A 19598-nucleotide genomic window follows, 5' to 3' on the forward strand; every position below is an offset into this window, starting at 1 on the left:
GTCCGGCTTCTCCGCCTGCGCCACGCCAGCAGCAGCCGCTGCGGGGGTGGTGTCGGTGAGGGTGGCCAGGGGGCCGGCGACGACACCGGTGGACAGGGCCAGACCAGCGATACCAAGGACACTACGACGCAGAATCGTGTTCTTCATGGGGGTTGCTCCATTCGGGGGTCGACACCCACCCACACGCCTGAAGGGGGTCAGGCGGCAAAGGGGTGCAAGCACCGTCCGGCGCTCAAAAAGATCACAAGAGAAAAGGGGGTCGGCGACCGCGGGCCTCACCAGGGGCACACATCGCGGCGCCGGGTCCAGATGTAACGACCGACCGGCCACCACCATTCCCGGGGCCGCCTGCTCGGTCGTACGCAGGGTGTAACGCCCCCACCCCCGCCGGGATTCCACCACCACGATGGCCCCGACCAGACCCCAAACCGGCATAGACATCGCCATTGGTGACGACGACTCACGGACGAGTGGCTTTCACCCAGCCAGCTGGTAGGCCAGGTGGGCACCGCAGGACGGCGGGGCGAGCGACACCGGGGGTACGCCAGGGCCACGCCATGCCACGCCCCGTAGAGCATCCTAGGAAATTGGTATGGCCGCAAAACTACCGCGAACCGACTGGCCGTCGCGGTCCACCCGGACACCCCCGCCCGCGCCGAAATGTTCTCGCTGCCCTGCTCCGGCGCATCGACGCCAGCGCGTCATCCGAGTGACGTCTCCCCCGGTGATCAAGTAAAGCTCGGGATTGCCAGCCGGGCAGCCCGGGCCGATACTCGGAATCCCATCCGTACCGCTGAGGAGCAGAATGACCAGCAGGTTCACCGAACTGGCAGTTGACTGCCGCGATCCGGAGCGGCTCGCCACCTTCTGGTGCGAAGCACTGGACTTCAAGGTGATCGACCAGGGCGAGGGCACGGTAGAAATCGGCTCCTGGGTGCCGACCGCCGAGGCGGTCCGGGATCGCCAGATGCCGCCCACCCTGCTGTTCCTCCAGGTGCCCGAGGGCAAGAGCGTGAAGAACAGACTGCACCTCGACATCAGCCCGATCGACTGCAGCACTGACGAGGAGGTGACCAGGCTGCTCGCCCTCGGGGCAAGCAGGATCGATGTGGGGCAGGGCCCCGATCGGAGCTGGGTGGTGATGGCCGACCCCGAGGGCAACGAGTTCTGCGTCCTGCGCAGCCTCGACGGCTAGCCGCTTCGGGCTGGTGCCACCCGCCCACACCGGGATCCGCAGTAGGCGGTGGCTCCACAGCCGATCGGTCACGAGCCCCGATCGCTCGCCGCGCTGGTGCCGGTCCGTTGCTTCCACCGCGCGGGATCCCGGCGACGGGTGATCCGCCTTCACCGGCGGATTCAAAAGTCGATTGTCGGCGACAGTGAAGTCCGGGATGCTTGGCGGCATGTCGTTGTGAGGGCAGCACCTTCGTCGCCGCCATGCCATCGCGATCGGCGGCCGTCCACCCAACCCTTGGCGAGAAGTGAGCGTCCTTGTCTGTTCCACCCTTCCGGCCGGAGCCCCGGCCGGAACCCACCCCTGCCACCGTCACCGTCTTCGCCTCCCCGACCAGCTGGGTCGAGTCCGACGCCGTTGACCAGTGCCGCCAGCTGGCCGCCCTGCACGGCATGGTCCACGTCGCCGGCATGCCGGACCTGCACCCCGGCAAGGGTGCCCCGATCGGCGCCGCGATGACCTCGACCGTGCTCTACCCCCACCTGGTCGGCTCGGACATTGGCTGTGGCATCGCCGTCTTCCCGATCGCGCTGAAGCGGGTTGTACCGGAACGGCTCGCCGCCCGCTTCCCCGACCTGGACCGCCCGCTCGACCCGGACCGCGACGCCGACGACCCGGCCTGGTCGGTGCTGGACGGTGACATCCCCGCCGGCCACCTCGACGGTCTCGGTACCGTCGGGCGGGGCAACCACTTCGTCGAGCTCGCCCGCGTCGGCGAGGTCCTCGACCCGGGCCACGCCGCACGGCTCCGGCTCACCGCCGGCGACACGGTCCTCGTCGTCCACAGCGGATCCCGCGGCCTCGGCGAGCGGATTCTGCGTGCGCACACCGAGCAGTGCGGCGCCGGGCCCACCGAGGACCCGGCCGGGTACCTGGCGCGGCACGACGACGCGGTGCGCTGGGGCTCGCTGAACCGACGGCTGCTGGCCGCCCGGGCCGCGATCGCGCTGGGTGCCGAGCCGACAGCGCCGATCGTGGACCAATGCCACAACCTGGTCGAGGTACGCGACGGGCACTACCTGCACCGGAAGGGCGCGGCGCCGGGCGACGGCCGGGACGTACTCGTCGCCGGCACCCGCGGCACCCCGTCGTACCTGGTGGCCGCGCACGCGGGCGCCCAGGCCAATCATTCGGTGGCGCACGGGGCGGGCCGCAAGATGTCCCGGGCGGACGCGCTGCGCCGGGGCCGGGCCAAGCACACGGTCAAGGAGCTGCGCCGTACCCCGCTGGGTTCGCTGGTGGTCTGCGGCGACCGGCAACTGCTGTTCGAGGAGGCGCCGACCGCGTACAAGCGGATCGAGCAGGTCGTCGGTGATCTGGTCGCCCATGGACTCGCCACCCCGGTGACGACCACGGTCCCGCTGGTCACCTACAAGACCCCGGACGTGGGCATGCCCCCGCGCGCCGACCGACGACCGGAGCGCCGGCGGCGGGGGCAGCGATGAGCTTGCACCTGCTGCTGTCGGCTGGCCGGGGTCCCAAGGAGTGCGCCTGGGCGGTGGCCCGGCTGCTGCGCCGGCTGGAGGCCGACGCCGCCCGCAACAACGTGGACGTGGTACGGCTGGACAGCGTCGTCGGCGACCGACCCGGCACCTACCGGTCGGTGTTACTCCGACTCACCGGCGCCGAGGTGGAGGCGTTCGCCGACAGCTGGACCGGGACGTTGTGCTGGCAGGCGCCCAGCCCCTACCGCGCCGGCCAGGGCAGAAAGAACTGGTACGTCGCAGCCCGCCGGTGCGAGGTGGACGCCCCGGTCACGCCGTTCGCCGAGGCGGACGTGGAGGTGCTTGCCGTACGCACGGGTGGGCCGGGTGGCCAGCATCGCAACAAGGCCAGCACCGCCGTACGGGCTACGCATCGTCCGACCGGCACCACCGTCGTGGTCGACACCGAGCGGCAGTTCAGCCTCAACCGCGGTATCGCCCTGCGGCTGCTACGGCAACGGCTCGCCGTCGGCGACGAGGCAGCCCAGCGAGCGCTGGTGGCCACCAGAAGGCGCGCCCACGACGAACTGGTCCGCGGCGATCCGGTGCGGGTCGAACGACCCTGACCGGCTCCGACCGTCGCGATACGGCTCAGCGCTTGACCTTGACCCTTGGGCAAGCAGCACCGTGGTCCGTGCCGGCCACCCGGCCGGCACGAGGAGGATGACACCGTGGAGCTGCTGACGATCGGCGCGTTCGCCCGGGCGGCGCGGCTGACCCCGAAGGCGTTGCGCCTGTACGACGAGGTGGGGCTGCTGCCGCCCGCGGCGGTCGATCCCGAGTCCGGCTACCGGTTCTACGACCCGGAGCAGTTGGCGCACGCTCGGCTGATCGCCCAGTTACGCCGCATCGGCATGCCGCTGGCCGACATCCGTACCGTGTGCGACCTGGAGCCGGACGCGGCGGCCCGCGCGGTCTCCGCCTACTGGCAACAGGTCGCGGCCGACACCGCGACCCGCGCACACCACGTCGCCCGCCTCGTCGCACATCTGTCCCAGGAGGGCCTCACCATGTCCGCCACCAACCCCACCCCGACCGTCCGCTACGCCGTCCGCTGCGACCAGGGCATCGGGCGCGACAGCAACGAGGACGTCGCCTACGCCAGTGACCGGCTGCTGGCCGTCGCCGACGGCACCCGGGGCGCCGGCGCCACCGCCAGTAGCGCGGCCGTCAACGCACTCAAAGCGCTCGAACTGACCGACCGGCCCGCCGTTGACCTGCTCGCCATGCTGGCCGCGACCATCGACGACGTCGATCGCGCGGTGCACGCCACCAGCACCGACGACAACCAGCCGGCCACCACCCTGACCGCGCTGCTGCGTCGCGGCACGCAACTAGCCCTGGTGCACATCGGCGACACCCGTGTCTACCTGCTACGCGGCGGTGAACTCGCGCAGCTCACCCAGGACCACACCTGGGTGCAGAGCCAGGTCGAGTACGGCAAGCTCAGCCCCCAGGAGGCTGCCGCCCATCCGCAGCGCGCACTGCTCACCCGCGCGCTCGGTGGCGGCAGCCAGCCCGTCGAAGCCGACCTGGCGCTGCGTACCGCGGTGGCCGGTGACCGCTACCTGCTCTGCTCCGACGGCCTGTCCGCCGTCGTCAGCCGCAGCGACCTGCACACCGCCCTCGCCGAGTCCGGTGACCCCGAGTCAACCGCACAACGGCTGATCGACCTGGCCTACGCGGCCGGCGCGCCGGACAACATCGCCTGCGTCGTCGCCGACATCATCGCCACGTAGTGACGTCGTCGCCGCGTAACGGCGTTGCCAACCCCACGCCGTTACGCGGCGCTCCGACAAGGGCGCCGGCTCCGCAGAGCACCTCGTCATCCGTTCAGGAAAGTGAGTCGTCGTGTGTCGCAATGACGAATAGTGCTGGCCTTTGTGCCGCAACTGGCCTCCGCACTTCACCGCAGCGAACGCCGACGCGATCGAGCGCCACGTCAGTCGCGAAAGATCGCCCAGCAGGTCCGGCAAGCCGAAGAACGCCAGCTAAACGGCTACATCCAAGGTGGAGGACTCCCGTAACCGGACCAGCACCTGGTCCTGTTGTTGACGGGCGACGTCTGCGGTCGCGACCCTGCGGCCGCTACGTCACGGGGAACCCAACACGGGGTACGCCGCCTCGATCCCACTCAGTGCCGTGACGATCGCCGGCAGGTAGGACAAATCCAGCCCGTCCACGGCGAACCGGAGCTCGTTGCCGCCGCCCGACTGGCCCCTGGCCAGCCCGACGACCGCAGGACCGCCCGCGCCGTCGCCACTCTGTAGGAACAAGTCAGCGGGACGGGTCGCCAGGGCGTACGAGACCGGTTTCGTACGCCAGGACGACGGCCTGGGCCCGGTCCCGCAGGTGAAGCTTGGCGAAGATCCGTGCTACGTGGGTCTTGACGGTCGCCGCGCTGAGCGTGAGCTTCTGGGCGAGTTCGGCATTGGACAGGCCGGCACCGAGCAGGGTCAGCACCTCGAGCTCACGCGGGGTAAGCGGGCTGAGGTCGTGGTGCGGTGGCACCGGGGCGGACTCGATCGTAAACCGCTCCACCAGGCGACGGGTGATCACAGGGGCGAGCAGGGCATCGCCGGTGGCGACGAGGCGTACCGCGTTGGCCAGGTGCTCGGGGGTCACGTCCTTGAGGAGGAAGCCGCTGGCACCCGCGGCGAGCGCCGCGTAGACGTACCGGTCGAGGTCAAACGTGGTGAGCATGATGACCCGGCACCGCGGTAGCAACGCCATGACCTGCCGGGTGGCGGCGAGACCGTCGAGGTTCGGCATCCGGATATCCATGAGAACCACATCGGGATGGAACCGCCTCGCCGCGGAGACGGCCTCAACGCCATCGGCGGCCTCACCTACCACCTCCACCCCGCGAGCCTTGAGGATCATCCGGAATCCGGTGCGGACCAGCAGCTGATCGTCAGCGATGAGAACCCGTGGCCCGGTCACGCCGGGTCCAGGGGGATGCGGGCGCGAACCCGGTAGCCGCCGCCGAGACGACGCCGGGCGTCGAGGTCGCCACCGTAGACCGCGATCCGCTGGCGCAGGCCGCGCAGGCCACGGCCGGCGCCGTCGGCCGGTTGCCTTGCCGCGGGCAGGCCGGACAGGACGCTCGGCCCCGGATTTAGGACCTCGACACGCAGGTACCGGTGCGCGTACCGGACCTCGACCTCGGCCCGGTCGGCTTCGCCGTGCTTGAGCACGTTGGTCAGCGCCTCCTGGATGATGCGGTACGCCGTCACGTCGATTCCGGTCGGTAGGGGATGCGGCTCGCCACTGACGCGTACGTCGACCGGCAGGCCCGCGAAGGCGATTCGATCGACCAGCTGACTCAGCTGGCTCAGGCTCGGCTGCGGCGCGTACTCGTCGGGCGTCTCGGTGGCCTCCTGGCCGTCGGCGGCGGGGGCGAGCAGTCCCAGCAGGTGCCGTAGCTCCGTCAGCGCATCACGACCGGCCCCCTCGACGGCGGCCAGCGCCTCGGCGGCCTCGGGTGGGACCGACTCTCCGGCGGCGCCCAGCACCTCCCGCGCGGCACCGGTCTGCACCACCATCACGCTGACGTGGTGACTCACGATGTCGTGCAGTTCCCGGGCGATGCGGGCCCGCTCGGCGTCAACCGCGGCAGCGGCGGCAGCCTGGCGCTCCCGTTCCAACAGCCAGCCCCGCTCCGCCAGGACCCGGCGGTGCCGGTGACGAGCACGGGCCGCGGCGATACCGAACGCCACGGCGGCTCCCGCTGCCACACCTGCTGCCGCCAGCGTGGCGGCCAAGGGAATCACCGGGCCACAATCTCAGATCGGGCACGGGCACGCATCGGTCCCTGGTGGTGGCGGCGTACATCGGCAGGATGACACCCGGCGTCGAGCTGCATCCCGGCGGGGACGATTCCGGCGTGGACGCCGACCTAGCCTCGGGCCATGACAACGGTGCTGCGCCTGGATGAGGTGCGCAAAGAGTACGGCGACGCGACGGCCCTGGACGGTGTCTCACTCCGGGTCGAGTCGGGGGAAGCGGTCGCCATCATGGGGCCCTCGGGCTGCGGTAAGTCGACGCTGCTGAACGTGATCGCGGGGCTGGACCGGCCGAGTGCCGGGCGGGTCGAGGTGCACGACGAGGACCTCAGCGAACTCAGCGAGGCCGGGCTGGCCCTGTTCCGGCGACGCCGCATCGGCTTCGTCTTCCAGTTCTTCAACCTGCTCGACGACCTGCCCGCGCTGGACAACGTGGCGCTGGCCGCCCAGCTGATGGGCGTACGGGCCGGGCAGGCCCGGCGGCGGGCGCTGGAGCTCTTCGAGGAACTCGGCATCGCCGACCGCCGCAACGCCTACCCGGCGACGCTCAGCGGCGGGGAACGGCAGCGGGTCGCCGTGGCCCGCGCGCTGATGAACCGCCCGGCGCTGCTGCTGGCCGACGAGCCGACCGGAGCACTCGACAGCCGTACCGGCGAGCAGGTGATGGACCTGTTGCTCGACCTCAACCAGATCGGCCAAACGCTGCTGCTGGTCACCCACGACCCGGCGGTCGCCGAACGTTGCGCGAGCCGGATGGTGGAGTTGGCCGACGGCCGGATCGTCGGCGAGCGGGCACTGGGACGGACGGCATGAGCGCGGTATGGCGAGCCGCCCGGGCGGCGGTACGGCGACGGAGGTTCCAGACCTCGGTGATCGCACTGGTGGCGCTCTGCGCAAGCGCGACGGTCATACTGGCGGCGGGGCTGCTGGACCTGTCGAGCGCCCCTTTCGAGCGGGCCTTCGCCGCACAGCGCGGCCCGCACGTCATCGCCACCTACTCGACCCCGGCACCGCCCACGGGCGGCACCGACACCGAGGCGGTCGCAGGCCCGTTCGGACAACTCGTCTTGGACGTTCCGGCGGACGGCGGGCCGGTCTGGGCAACCGGACCGCTCACCGTCGTCGGCCGCGCTGACCCCGCCGGGCCGGTGGACCGGGTAGACCTCTGGGCCGGGCGGTGGGCCACCGACCCGGACGAGATCGTGGTGAACATCCTGCCGCCGTCGTCACCGAGCGCAGCCGACAACTTCACCCAGGACATCATCGGGAAGAAGATCACCACGCCGGGTCGGCCGCAGCTGACCATCGTCGGTGTCGCCTACAGCGTGTCCCACACCGCCGACGCCTGGGTTTCTCCCGCCACGATGGCCCAGCTTGGGCCGACCACCGCCCAGGTGCTCTACCGCTTCCGCGACGCCGCGACCACCGAGCAGGTGGAGGTGGCGACAGCCAGCCTGCCACGTGATGGCCTGATCGCGGCCAGCTCCTACCTGACCCAGAAGGAAGCCGTCGCCGCCGGCCCTGGCACGATCCTGCCGTTTCTGATCGTCTTCGGAGTGCTCGGCCTGATCGTCGCCGTCCTGATCGTGGCGAACGTGATCAGCGGCGCGGTCGTCTCCGGACTCCGGCACATCGGCGTGCTGAAGGCGCTCGGCTTCACACCGCGTCAGGTGGTGTCCGTCTACCTCGTCATGGTGACGGTGCCGGCGACGGCCGGTGCCGTTGCCGGGGCGGTACTGGGCACGGTCGCTACCCGTCCCCTGATCGGCATCGCGTTTCAGGGCCTTGGCTTCGGCGGTCAGCTCGAGACCGGCGCGTGGGTGCCACTCACCGGGCTCCTCGGCGTCCCGGCGCTGGTCATGCTGACTGCCCTCGTTCCCGCGTCCCGCACCCGCCGGTTGTCCGCTGCCGAGGCGATCAGCGCCAGCGCCGCGCCGAGGACGGGGCGCGGCCTGCGGGTGCAACGCGCGCTCTCCGGGATTCGGCTGCCCCGGGCCGTCAGCCTGGGTCTGGGGCTACCCTTCAGCCGTCCCGGACGGACCGGTCTGACCATGGCGGCGCTGTTACTCGGCGTCACCAGCGTGACGTTCGCTGGCGGTCTGGCCGCGTCGCTGGTCCGCTACGGCCAGGCCGTGGACCGTGCCGACGCCGTGCAGGTGCAGGTGCGCCCGAACAACCCGTCCCTGGGCAATCCCCCCACCGACCGCACCGACCCGCAGGTGGAGTCGCTGCTACGCGGGCTGCCCGGAACCTCCCACGTCACCGCTGAGCTGCCCATGCAACTCACCGCCCTCGGCCACCGCGACCCGGTCCCGGTGAGTTTCCTGCGCGGCGACTCGGCCACCCTCGGCCATCAGGACCAGCTCGTAGAGGGCCGGTGGATGACCGCGCCGAATGAGGTGGTCGCCTCCTCGGCCGCCCTCCACCACCTGGGCGCCCAGGTCGGTGACCAGTTGGAACTGGCCTATGCCGGTGGCCACGAGCCGGTGACAATCGTGGGCAAGACGATCGAGGGCGCCTTTGGCGGCGACACCATCTTCGCCGACTGGCAGCTCCGCACCCGCCTCGCACCCGACCACCAGGTGGTGAGTCACGAAGTCCTCTACTACATCCGACTCGCCTCCGACACGCCGGTCGCCACCTACCTGGCCGCCGTTCGCCAGGCAGATCCAGGGCTGTCAGCCTGGTCAGCCAACTTCGGCCTGGGTAACTCCTTCACCGTGTCGGTCACGATCATTTCTATCGCCTTCGCCTCAATCATCGGCCTGGTCGTCGCGCTGAGCGTCTTCAACACCGTCCTGCTCAACACGCGAGAACGTCGCCGGGATCTCGGCATGCTGAAGGCGATCGGGATGACGCCAGGTCAGGTGGTGACGATGATGGTGACCTCCATGGCCACCCTGGGCTTGGCGGCAGGTTGCCTGGGCATCCCGCTCGGGGTGGGTGCGCACCGCCTGGTCCTACCGCTGATGGCCGAGGCCGCGGAGCGCGACCTACCGGCTCGAATCACCAACGTCTGGACGGTCGGCGGTCTGTCCCTGGTAGTGCTCGTGGGCGTGGCGATCGCGGTCCTGGGCGCTGCCCTGCCCGCCAGAAGAGCCGGCAAACTCCCGATCGCCGCGGTTCTCCACAGTGAGTAGGCCAGCGGCGGTTCGGCCCATCGTCCACCCGCCCTAGACGCAGTGATCGTCGATCCGGAGCGGGGTGTGCGGATCAGCGCGGCTGGGCCGGCTACCGGGCTACTCGCCATCGGCCCAGCCGGGCAGGCCCGCTTCGGTTGAACCGCCACACCGTTACCGCCGTACCGATCCCCAGCAGCAGTGCCGCTTCGGCGAAGGCAAGTGTGGAGTGGGTGTCGGCGACCGGCCACGCCCACCAGTACACCAGGCCACCGTGGCCGGTGCCGAAGAGCGCACTGACGATCACCGCGCCGACTGGGGACAGCGCCGCGAGTCGGGTGCCGATGATCGGGGCGACCAGTTGGGCCAGACCGAGGAAACCGATGAGGTTACGCAGGTATCCGGGGCCGAGCTGCCACGAGCCGGTCGCCGAGGTGACGCCGACCAGAATCGCGGTCACCAGCACGATCGTCGCGGCGGCACCCAGGTCCCGAGCGGCCACCAGGCGGAACGCGGTGGCCTCCAGGTCACCGCCGCTGCGGTCGATGCCATGCCAGAGGAAGACGACCGGGACGAGCGGCAGCAACAGCGCGAACACGATCGGCACGAGCAACGCCCCGGCCAGACTGGGCAGCGGTAGCACCTCACCGCCGATCACGATCGCGGCGGCGAGGCTCCCGGCGAACGCGACCGTCACCGCGGTCAAGGCGCGGGTGCGCCACCACCAGATCACCGCGGCTGCTCCGAGGCGAAGGAAGCTGGGTCAAGTCGCGGCTGGGTGGTGCAGTCGCCCATCGGCACCAGGTTGGCGCGGTACCAGGCGAGCTGCTGCTCGTTGTCGAGTTGTTGACGTACCCGGACCACCAGGTCGATCAGCTCCGGCGGGGCGGTCGAGTCCAACGTCGATGCCGGCACGCCGGCTGCCAACGCCACCCACACCGCCAACGCGGCACGGTTGTCGACGCCAGGCCACCGCCCGTGGGCCGCGCAGGGCGGCAATGTGTCCGGCACAAAGCTGTTCGCCAGGCTCCATACCACCACCTGCGGGTCCGGCCTGGCCGGCGGGCCGATGAAGACCGCCTCGGCCGCGTTGCCTTGTTTGGTGTCGGCAGCGCGGACGTCGCTGGTCACCGTCTCCGGCAGCATGAGGCCGACCTCGCCGAGCCGGGAGTACGCCGATGCCAGCACCGGGTGGATGACGTCTCGGGCTTGCTCCTGCTCCGGCCACAGGCACAGCGTGGGCCGCTGCCCAGCACACCGCGGTGCTCCGTCGCGCGGGCCACCAACGGCGGGGCCGAGCGGCAACGCCACCGTGACCGCGACCAGAAGCAGGGCGGTGCCGCTCACCGCACCGCCGATGCGGGACAGCCGGCTGCCGCCCAGCGCGATCAGCGTGCCAACACCGATGCCGACGGCGAAGAGCACGGTGGCCAGCACCGCCCGGCCGTCCGGCTGATAAGCGATCGAGCAGCAGCTTTCAAAGGACAGTCCGTTGAGGTGCCGGATCCAGAACGGCTCGACCGCAGCCGGGTAAGCCAGCCACACGTAGGAGCCACCCAGGCTGGCCGGCAGCGCCAGCGCCGGCGGCAGCCAACGCCCAAGCCCGTAGCCGACAATGGTGTGACCGGCCATCACCACCAGGTAGGCACCAATCAACCCGAGCGGCGGGCCTCCGGGCGCACCGACTGCCGCAGGCGCGGTCGACACCACCGCTGCGGCAACCCCGAGCACCCCCATCACCAGCGTCGGCGCCACCGCGACGGCAGCGACCACCCACACCGGCCGAGCGATGCCCAGTTCGTTGACGCCGCCGCCGCGGTGCCGCGCCCCCTCCCAGGCGGCGCAGACCGCGCAGAGCGGCACGAGGATGAACAACATCAGGTTGGCCTTGGCCACCGCGCCCATCCAGTACCCGGACGTGACCGTATCGGCCACTGCCGTCCCCTGGAGAAGCACCAGGGCGAGCATCGGCCCGGTCACGTAGATCTCCGCACGAGCGCGCCAGGGGTAAATCGTCCGCCAGCTGCCAGCGCTCCGCTCGTTCATACCTCCGCACCGATCAACTGCGCGTAGGCGTCCTCGGCCCGTCGAGACAGCTCGACGTTCGGCTGCGCCAGCGCCATAAACTCCGGCACCCCACCATGGAACCGCACCACGCCGTGATCCAGCACCACCACCTGCTGGTAGATATCACTGATGTCTTCGGTCTGATGCGTCGACACCAGCAGGTCGACATCGCCGGCAACCCCGTTGAGCACCTCCCGCAGCACCCGCCGCTGCTGCGGATCCAACCCAGCCGAGGGCTCGTCCATCACGACCAGCTTCGCGTCGTGAACCAGGGTCTGCGCGATCCCGACCCGGCGGAGCTGACCACCGGAAAGCGTCTTACTGGGTCGTTCCGCCAGCTCCCCCAGGCCAACCCGACCCAACGCCTGCGCCGCGTTGGCCCAGGCATCCCGGCGGTTGAGCCCCTTCAGCCAGCCCGCATAGGCGACCTGCTCCCGCACCTTCAAACCCGGCATCGCCATGACGCGCTGCGGTAGCCAACCGACCGAACGACGGTACCGCGACCGGGTACGCCGGGCGTGACTGACCAGCCGACCAATCCGTACGGTGCCGGCGCCTGGCCGCAGCAGCCCCACGATCAGCGACAGCAACGTGGACTTGCCGGCACCGTTGGGGCCGAGCAACACCGTCGTACCGGGCTGAAACTCGACGGTCAGGTCACGGAACACCGGAATGTCTGCACGGTACTGAAAAGTACAATCCCGGAGAACTACGGACACCAGCTAAACCTCCTCAGACCCAAGCACGGTCGAGGGCCAGTGCCAGCCGTCTGATCCACTGCTCGACGGTGCCCGTGACTGCCGGGCACTCGTCGGTGAAGTTGGTCCAGTCGACGTACCACGAAAGCACCGCCTCGGCGGTGAAGATACCGACTGCGGCATGCCGACGCACCACGGCGCCGCTTCGATCTTCGAACGGCAGGGGTAGCTGTCGGCTGCGCGCAGTTCGTGTTGCCTACGCTGGTGAATCTCGAATTCCCCCGCCACCTCAAGCACCGACGGAGTCTATGCGCGCAGCACTCAAGCTGGAAGACCCGCTGAGCGCGTCCCGCACCGACGAGGTCATGGAACATTTGTTCGATTCATGTTCTTTGTCGCATCCATTCCCTACGCTGAGTGCTACCAACCAGGGGAGGAAGCATGACTACCGCCATCATCACCTAAATGGTGCGGTCCGCGAAAGCGTCTGCTGCACTCATGGACGAACTACGGGCGATCATCGACAACGGGGACGTACACCAGGCACAGTCCGCGATCGGGGAGTTCGTCGCCCGGCACCGCCTTACCCGCAGCGACATTGATGCACTTGTGGTGGCGCTGGCCCAGCCGCAGGCCAGCAGCGACCGCACCCGTCCTCCAGACGCCACCCCAACGCTCGAAGCCCAGGTCGCCCCCACCGCCACCCCCACCAGTGCCACCGAGACCACCAGTACCGCCACGACCGCGACCGGAACCGCCACCGAGCCGGTGGTGGGCGGGGCCGAGGCCACACTGGACGAGGACCTACCGGACAGTGACGTCGGGTGGATGTTCGATGACGATCCGGTGCCTTCCGTTCCCCTTCCTGCAGACGATGCCGTCGGCCGGGCGTTCGAGGACCTTTTCGGAGACTGGCTCCGGACGGGGGGAAGGCTCACCCGTGCCGACGTCGCCCTGCTGGCAACCCGGCGAAGCCTCACCGCGGCACAGACCGGTGAGCTACTCGGCCTCTTGGCCGACGCTGGCGTTGACCTCCCAGCCTCGGCCAGCACGGGACCGGTCAGGTCCGGCCGACCGGGCAACGAACCACCCGACGACACGGTTCGCCAGTATCTCCGGGAGATCGGCCGATACCCGCTGCTCGACGCCGCTCGCGAGGTGGAGCTCTGGTCGTTGATGAAGCAGGGCGCAGCGGCTCGGGCCGCACTCGACGCCAACGGATCGGACCTGTCCGCGACGGACCGCCGGTCGCTGCACCACCGTGCGATCGAGGGGCAGCACGCCCACACGGCGTTGGTGTGCGCGAACCTGCGGCTCGTGGTGTCGATCGCCAAAGCCCGGCAATACCGCCAGACCGGCGTCGCCTTCGCCGACCGCATCCAGGACGGCAACACGGGCCTCATCCACGCCGCCCACCTGTTCGACGGCTCCAAGGGCTACAAGTTCTCCACCTACGCGACGTGGTGGATCAAGCAGAGCATCGAACGGGGCATCGGCAACCACGGCCGGACCATCCGGGTACCCATGCATGTCCACGAACGGATCCAGAAGATCCGGCGGGCGACCCGGAAGCTCACCGACCGGCTGGGTCGAGAGCCGACGCTCGACGAACTGGCCGACGCCACCGGCATGGAGCCGGGCAAGGTCCAGGCGATGCTGGAGCTTGCCCAACCGGCTCTCAGCATCGACCTGTTACTCAGTGTGGATGGTGACCTTCGCCTCTCGGACGTCCTCGGCCACGACGAGGAGCGTGATGGGCGCACCGACCCGGCAGCGATCGTCGAACACGCGACCCTGCGCGGCGAGATCGACCGCCTCCTCCGTACCGTACTCCCCGACCGAGCCGTCGACGTGATCCGCCGCCGGTTCGGCCTCAGCACCGGCGCGGAAGAGACCCTGGACGACATCGCCGCAGACTACGGCGTCAGCCGCGAACGGATCCGCCAGATCCAGGGAAAGGCCATGAGCAAGCTGCAGCGGTCGACGGAAAGGGTGGCGCTGCGGCCGTACCTGGGTAGCGAACCGGGGCGCGGCGCGTCGACGGAGGGGAAGACCCGATGAGCGGCAAGGTGGTGCAGTCGCTGGAGGAGGCGTGCGATGCCTTCGTCACCTGGCTCGATCAGCGGGTGGTCGCGGCGGGCCGGGGCGACGGACTGGATCGACTGGACGTGGCCCCGTCGGGAACCTTTTGGCTGGGACGACTCGGGTGCGAGGACGAGGTGCGGAAGGGCACCAGCGACGACCGAGCCGAGCGGCTGGACCCGTGCGCGATCGGCATCCGGTTCCGCCCGGCCGAGGCACCGCCGTGGTCGATGACGGTGACGGTGCGGGCCCGCGCCTGGGTGAGGGACCCCAGGGATGGTCCGGACCCGGACCGGCGCTGGTGGCGTACCGGTCCCGTCGACGAGGAGATCGCTGTCGTGGCCGGCGCCGAAGGTGGAATCTTCGGCGCCGGGCAGCTGCGAGCCGCCTTCGCCGGGGTGGGCGCGCCGGGGCGGACGGCTGAGGTCCGGGTCGAGGTGGAGGATTGGCATCAGGACCCCGAGCTGGTCGTACAGCTGGTCAACACCAGTCCGGGGAAGTCCCGCGATCTGACCGACTCGCACCTGTACGAGACGCAGCTGGAGGTCACCGGTCTCCGCACCACCCCGTTCCAGTTGGAGGCCCTGCCGGACAGTTTCCGCTACGACCGCGACGTGCCGGCGTACGGCCTCAACGTGGGTGTCGAGGTGCCCGCGCCCGGGGTGTTCCGCAGTTCGGACACCACCACGGTCCAAACCGTCCGCCCCGGCTACTGGAACAGCAGCCGACCGGAGCCGACGCTGTCGTTCGAGCGGCTCGCCGCCGACCCGGTTCCGGAGCTCACCGCGCTGGTTGACGCACTCGACGCGTACGACCAGGCCCACTGGTCCGCCTCGGCGCTGGCCACCCGGGAGGCGGTTGAGGGCTGGACGGCGGGAATGCGCGCCGAGGCGGACCGGGCGGCCGCCGAGGTGTTCGCCGAACTCGACCGGCTGCGGGCCGGGCTGCGGCTACTGGGGACGAATCGAGATGTTCGCCAGTCGTTCCAGCTGATGAACCAGGCGATCGGGTGGAGCGCGCAGGGGCGCGGTTACGACGCCTGGCGGCCGTTCCAGGTTGGCTTCCTGCTGTCCGCGATCCACTTCCTCGCCGAACCCGTTGAGGACGCGAAGTTCGTCGACACCGTCTGGTTCGCCACCGGGGGCGGCAAGACCGAGACCTATCTGGGGCTGTTGTTGACGACGGCCTTCTTCGATCGGCTCACCGGCAAGCGCACCGGCGTGACGGCCTGGTCCCGGTTTCCGCTCCGGCTGCTCAGCTTGCAACAGACGCAACGTTTCGCCGACGCGCTCGCCGGCGCCGAGCTGGTACGCCGGGATGCGGTGGCGCGTCGGGTGGCCGATGTCAAAGGTGCGCCGTTCAGCCTCGGGTTCCTGGTCGGTCAGGCCGGTACGCCCAACAAGATCGTGCCCAGGCCGGCGGGCGACGAGATCGGTCCGGACAGCCCGGGTATGCCGGACAAGTACCGGGTACTGCTGCACTGTCCGTTCTGCCGCGACGAGAACCTGCGGATGAGGTTCGACCGGCAACGCTGGAAGCTGGAACATCACTGCACCAACCCGCGCTGCCCCTGGCGGCGCGGAGCGCTGCCGGTGCACGTCGTTGACCAGGAAATCTTCCGCTTCCTCCCGACCGTCGTGGTGGGAACGCTGGACAAGGCCGCCTCGATCGGCCTACAGCAGGCGATGCGCGGTCTCGTCGGGCCGCCGCAGAAGATCTGCTCGGTTGACTGGCACGGCTTCACCTATGCGAGCAGGTCGAAGGCGCCCAACGGCTGTCTGGTGCCCGACTGCCAGGGGACGCTCCGGTCGCTGCCGATGCCGGCGGACCGGTTCGCACCGTCGCTGCGGCTGCAGGACGAGCTGCACCTACTCCGCGACAGTCTCGGTGCCGTCGACTCACACTATGAGAGTCTGCTCGACCACCTACAGCAGGAGCTGTCCGGTAGCCACGCCAAGATCGTCGCCAGCAGCGCGACACTCATCGGGTACGACCGGCAGGTCGAGGTTCTCTACCGGCGGGAGGGCCGGGTCTTCCCGCAGCCGGGTCCCCGCTCCGGTGAGTCCTTCTGGACGCTGCACCGGTCGGAGAAGCTGCGGCGGTTCGTGGCGGTCGCGCCGCGTGGGGTAACGGTGGAGCACGTCAGCGACCGGACTCTGGACGCCCTGCAGCGCAGCGTACGGCGGCTGGCGGACGAGCCGTCGGCCGTCTGCACGGAAGCCGGCATCGATCCGCGGCATGTCAAGGAACTGCTCAGCCTCTACGGTACGAACGTGGTGTACGGCTCCACCCTGTACGACGTCGAGGCCGCCGGCCGAAGCCTCGGCAACAACAGCACCGTCGATGGCATCAACGTCGAGCAGCTCACCGGACAGACCGACTTCGACGAGGTGCGGGACATCCTGGAACGGCTGGAGAAACCGGAGGAAGAGTTCTCGGATCGCATTCACGTGGTCGCGGCCAGCTCGATGTTGTCGCACGGGGTGGACATCGACCGGCTCAACACGATGGTCATGCTGGGCCTACCGTTGACCACGGCCGAGTTCATCCAGACCACCGCCCGGGTCGGTCGTCGGCATCCGGGCCTGGTGTACGTCCTGCACAAGATCGGCCGGGAGCGCGACGCCCAGACGTTCCGGCACTTCGACCAGTACGTACGCCAGGGCGATCGGTTCGTCGACGCTATCCCGATCACCCGCCGCAGCCGGCGGGTCCTGGCCCTCACGCTTCCCGGGCTGGTTTCGGCGCGCACCCTGATGGTGCACGAGCCCGCCAGCAGGCAGCGGTTGAGCAACCCGGCGAAGCTGCACCAGTACCTGCGCGACGTGGAACTGACGCCCGACGTCGAGGCAGCGGCCGTGGCGGAGCTCCTCGGTCTCGACGGGCCGGAGGATTCCCGACACCGACAGCAGATCGTCGAGTGGGTCCGGGAGTGGTTCGCCAGCCTTGCGGACCCCACCACCACGGCACGGTTCACCAGCGAGATCGGCCGCCCCTCCCCCATGCGGAGCCTTCGCGACGTCGAGGCCCAAGCTCCGATTCACGACTGAAGGCGGGCGACATGGCGAAACTGGGTTCCCGTAGCGGCAGCCAGATCCTGCGTACCTTCCTGCCGGCACAGACGGTTGACCTGCGCGGCGACATCTACCGGGTGAACGAGTGGTCGGCCCCGAACCCGATCGAGATCGACTCCGACGTCGTACGGTGGAGTCTGTTGACCGAGATCGGCGCCTGGACCGCCAACGACACAGACGGCGGCATGGCCGGGGAGTTGCTGCGCAAGGTGCCGGTGGAGGTCGTCGAGCTGAATGAGCGCCGCGGCGTGACCGTCGAGAGATACCCGCGAACCTGGCTGTGCCGGTGCTGTAGGCGCATCGGCAGGTCCGCGGAGGCACGCTGCAGGTGCGGCAACCGGAACTGGGGCCAGCTCCATTTCGTCGGCGTGCACGAGTGCGGAGCGATCACCGAACCCTGGATCCGGCGGTGCCCGCAGCACGACGACGTACAGGTGGTGGTGCCGCGGAGCGCCAAGGCCGCGGACATTCGCTTCGTGTGCCCGGTCTGTGCCACCCCGACGATGCAGGGGCTGGGCTTCCACCAGAGGTGCGGGTGCGGTACCGGCACCGTGCGCTGGACCGTGCACAAGGCCCGCATGGTCTACGTGCCCCGGGGCGTGGTGCTGATCAACCCAGCTCGACCCGAGCATGGGGGGAACCTCAACCTCGCCGACGATCCGCGTGAGGCGCTGATCTGGGTGGTCGAGGGTTTGCAGGTGGTCACGCCCGCCGAGGTGGCTGGCCGGTCGGCCAGGCCAGGTGATCACCCGGTCGACCGGCTTTCCCCGGCCCGGCGTGCCGCGGCCGAACGGGAGGCCGTCGATATCGCGATGGCCCTGGCCGAGAGTCGGACGCCGACGACGGCGTTGCGCCTGCCGGACCCCGACGACCCGCTCGAGAAGCGCTATCGGGAGAAGTACCCGCCGGCCCTGCGACGGGCCGGCATCGACGGGCTCGACCTGGTCGATCGGTTCCCGATCCTCAACGCCATGTACGGCTACACGCGGGGGGAGGACGACCCGTCGAAGTGCCGGCTGGTGCCGTTCCGGCGCAGGCGGGGGGGCTACCGGCTCTACGGCAACCTCGCCGAGACCGAGGCGTTCCTGATCCGGCTCGACCCGATCCGGGTGGCGACGTGGCTGGCCGGTCGCGGTCAACGGCTACCGGGATGGACGCCGGAGTGCACCGACCCGGTCCTGGCCCGGGTCGCCATCCTGGAGTCAGCCGCGATTCCCGCCAAACGCGACGATCCGCGGGTCGAGTCGACCGGGGCCGACATACTGAAGTTGATTCACACCTACGCCCACCGACTCATCCGGCAGGCCGCCGTATTCTCCGGCATCGAACGGGACGCGCTCAGCGAGTATCTCGTGCCCCACCATCTCGGCTTCTTCCTGTACCCGGCCGCCCGGAGCGACTTCGTACTCGGCGGCATCCAGGCGGTCTTCGAGTCGAACCTCGACGACCTGTTGACCGCGTTCGTTACCGCTGAGCACCGTTGTCCACTGGATCCGGGATGTGGGATCGGCAGTGGCGCGTGTGCGGCCTGCATGCACCTGGGTGAACCGTCGTGCCGATTCTTCAACCTGTTCCTCGACCGTGGCGTGTTGTTCGGGCGGAACGGCTACCTGCGCCGCTCGACCTGATCCCCCGACGGCCTTCGGCACCACGACGGCTGGCAACCACCACTGATCAGCTTGCGGACAGATCCCGGGCCGCTCGCAGCCCTATGCCAGGTCGGGCCGCAGCGGCGGTCCACTACAGACGTGGAAGTGCAGGTGTTTGGAGTCCTGGTACCGGCCCAGATTGGTCAGCACCCGGCAGGCACCTCGCTCCTGCTCCACCCGGCCGGCGACCTGGCGGACCACCTCGAGAACGCACTGCAAGAGGTCCACGCTGGCATCGCCCAGGTCGACCAGAGACGGCACGTGCCGCTTCGGCACCACGACGATGTGCACCGGCCAGAAGGGCCTGGTGTGCTCGAAGGCAAGGACCTCCTCGGTCTCTGCCACCACCGTAACTTTGGTTCGGCCGCTGAGCGCCTCGTCACAATAGAAGTCCTCGGTCATCGTC

At 69.7% G+C, this 19598-nt stretch carries 17 protein-coding genes; 9 read left to right on the forward strand and 8 right to left on the reverse strand.

The features are described 5' to 3' along the window. Positions 1 to 805 precede the first annotated feature (805 nt). The 4 genes from H0524_RS10505 to H0524_RS10520 all read left to right on the forward strand — a co-directional run bounded on the left by H0524_RS10505 (position 806) and on the right by H0524_RS10520 (position 4457). Positions 806 to 1195, forward strand: a complete 390-nt coding sequence (locus H0524_RS10505; protein ID WP_180198493.1) for a VOC family protein — start codon at positions 806 to 808, stop codon at positions 1193 to 1195. Between the two features lie 296 nt (positions 1196 to 1491). Further along, positions 1492 to 2679 carry an RNA ligase RtcB family protein gene (locus H0524_RS10510; RefSeq protein ID WP_180198494.1) on the forward strand — a complete coding sequence of 396 codons (1188 nt, stop codon included), beginning with the start codon at positions 1492 to 1494 and terminating at the stop codon, positions 2677 to 2679. After that, the gene (gene prfH, locus H0524_RS10515; RefSeq protein WP_180198495.1) at positions 2676 to 3284 is read left to right on the forward strand and encodes a peptide chain release factor H; all 609 of its coding nucleotides are present in this window, start codon (positions 2676 to 2678) and stop codon (positions 3282 to 3284) included. The genes H0524_RS10510 and prfH overlap by 4 nt, the downstream gene beginning before the upstream one ends. Positions 3285 to 3389: 105 nt before the next feature. Further along, positions 3390 to 4457, forward strand: a complete 1068-nt coding sequence (locus H0524_RS10520; protein ID WP_180198496.1) for a MerR family transcriptional regulator — start codon at positions 3390 to 3392, stop codon at positions 4455 to 4457. A gap of 354 nt (positions 4458 to 4811) precedes the next feature. On the opposite strand, the gene H0524_RS10525 is transcribed toward H0524_RS10520, so the two are convergent. Genes H0524_RS10525 through H0524_RS10535 form a run of 3 tightly spaced genes read right to left on the reverse strand, consistent with a single transcriptional unit; the run spans position 4812 to position 6491 of the window. Continuing rightward, the gene (locus H0524_RS10525) at positions 4812 to 4994 is read right to left on the reverse strand and encodes a hypothetical protein (RefSeq protein WP_180198491.1); all 183 of its coding nucleotides are present in this window, start codon (positions 4992 to 4994) and stop codon (positions 4812 to 4814) included. 1 nt (position 4995) lies between these two features. Beyond that, positions 4996 to 5661 (reverse strand): response regulator transcription factor, encoded by a 666-nt coding sequence (locus H0524_RS10530; RefSeq protein WP_180198497.1) that lies wholly within the window; start codon positions 5659 to 5661, stop codon positions 4996 to 4998. Then, complete coding sequence (locus tag H0524_RS10535) at positions 5658 to 6491, reverse strand: sensor histidine kinase (RefSeq protein WP_180198498.1); 834 nt, start codon at positions 6489 to 6491, stop codon at positions 5658 to 5660. Before H0524_RS10535 ends, H0524_RS10530 begins: the two co-directional genes overlap by 4 nt. A 138-nt stretch (positions 6492 to 6629) precedes the next feature. On the opposite strand from H0524_RS10535, the gene H0524_RS10540 reads away from it, so the two are divergent. Next, positions 6630 to 7316 (forward strand): ABC transporter ATP-binding protein, encoded by a 687-nt coding sequence (locus H0524_RS10540; RefSeq protein ID WP_180198499.1) that lies wholly within the window; start codon positions 6630 to 6632, stop codon positions 7314 to 7316. After that, the gene (locus H0524_RS10545; protein WP_180198500.1) at positions 7313 to 9643 is read left to right on the forward strand and encodes an ABC transporter permease; all 2331 of its coding nucleotides are present in this window, start codon (positions 7313 to 7315) and stop codon (positions 9641 to 9643) included. Before H0524_RS10540 ends, H0524_RS10545 begins: the two co-directional genes overlap by 4 nt. 91 nt (positions 9644 to 9734) lie before the next feature. Here H0524_RS10545 and H0524_RS10550 read toward each other — a convergent pair whose 3' ends face one another. The 4 genes from H0524_RS10550 to H0524_RS10565 all read right to left on the reverse strand — a co-directional run bounded on the left by H0524_RS10550 (position 9735) and on the right by H0524_RS10565 (position 12583). Continuing rightward, positions 9735 to 10355: a hypothetical protein gene (locus H0524_RS10550; protein ID WP_180198501.1), complete on the reverse strand. Its 621-nt coding sequence runs from the start codon at positions 10353 to 10355 to the stop codon at positions 9735 to 9737. Continuing rightward, complete coding sequence (locus H0524_RS10555) at positions 10352 to 11668, reverse strand: hypothetical protein (RefSeq protein WP_180198502.1); 1317 nt, start codon at positions 11666 to 11668, stop codon at positions 10352 to 10354. The genes H0524_RS10550 and H0524_RS10555 overlap by 4 nt, the downstream gene beginning before the upstream one ends. Continuing rightward, complete coding sequence (locus tag H0524_RS10560) at positions 11665 to 12357, reverse strand: ATP-binding cassette domain-containing protein (RefSeq protein ID WP_180198503.1); 693 nt, start codon at positions 12355 to 12357, stop codon at positions 11665 to 11667. The genes H0524_RS10555 and H0524_RS10560 overlap by 4 nt, the downstream gene beginning before the upstream one ends. A 64-nt stretch (positions 12358 to 12421) precedes the next feature. Beyond that, a complete protein-coding gene (locus H0524_RS10565; RefSeq protein WP_180198492.1) occupies positions 12422 to 12583 on the reverse strand; it encodes a hypothetical protein in 162 nt (53 codons plus the stop codon). 302 nt (positions 12584 to 12885) lie between these two features. Here H0524_RS10565 and H0524_RS10570 point away from each other — a divergent pair, with 302 nt between their 5' ends. From H0524_RS10570 to H0524_RS10580, 3 genes are read left to right on the forward strand one after another with little or no spacing between them, the layout of a single operon-like run. Then, a complete protein-coding gene (locus H0524_RS10570; RefSeq protein ID WP_180198504.1) occupies positions 12886 to 14448 on the forward strand; it encodes an RNA polymerase sigma factor RpoD/SigA in 1563 nt (520 codons plus the stop codon). Continuing rightward, on the forward strand, positions 14445 to 17519 hold the full coding sequence (locus H0524_RS10575) for a helicase-related protein (protein WP_180198505.1): 3075 nt from the start codon (positions 14445 to 14447) through the stop codon (positions 17517 to 17519). Before H0524_RS10570 ends, H0524_RS10575 begins: the two co-directional genes overlap by 4 nt. Before the next feature lie 11 nt (positions 17520 to 17530). After that, positions 17531 to 19171 (forward strand): hypothetical protein, encoded by a 1641-nt coding sequence (locus tag H0524_RS10580; protein ID WP_180198506.1) that lies wholly within the window; start codon positions 17531 to 17533, stop codon positions 19169 to 19171. A gap of 81 nt (positions 19172 to 19252) precedes the next feature. Here H0524_RS10580 and H0524_RS10585 read toward each other — a convergent pair whose 3' ends face one another. After that, the gene (locus H0524_RS10585; RefSeq protein WP_180198507.1) at positions 19253 to 19594 is read right to left on the reverse strand and encodes an HIT family protein; all 342 of its coding nucleotides are present in this window, start codon (positions 19592 to 19594) and stop codon (positions 19253 to 19255) included. Between the last annotated feature and the right edge of the window lie 4 nt (positions 19595 to 19598).

Origin of the sequence: Salinispora sp. H7-4 (assembly GCF_013416675.1) — a bacterium.
GTDB lineage: Bacteria > Actinomycetota > Actinomycetes > Mycobacteriales > Micromonosporaceae > Micromonospora > Micromonospora vitiensis.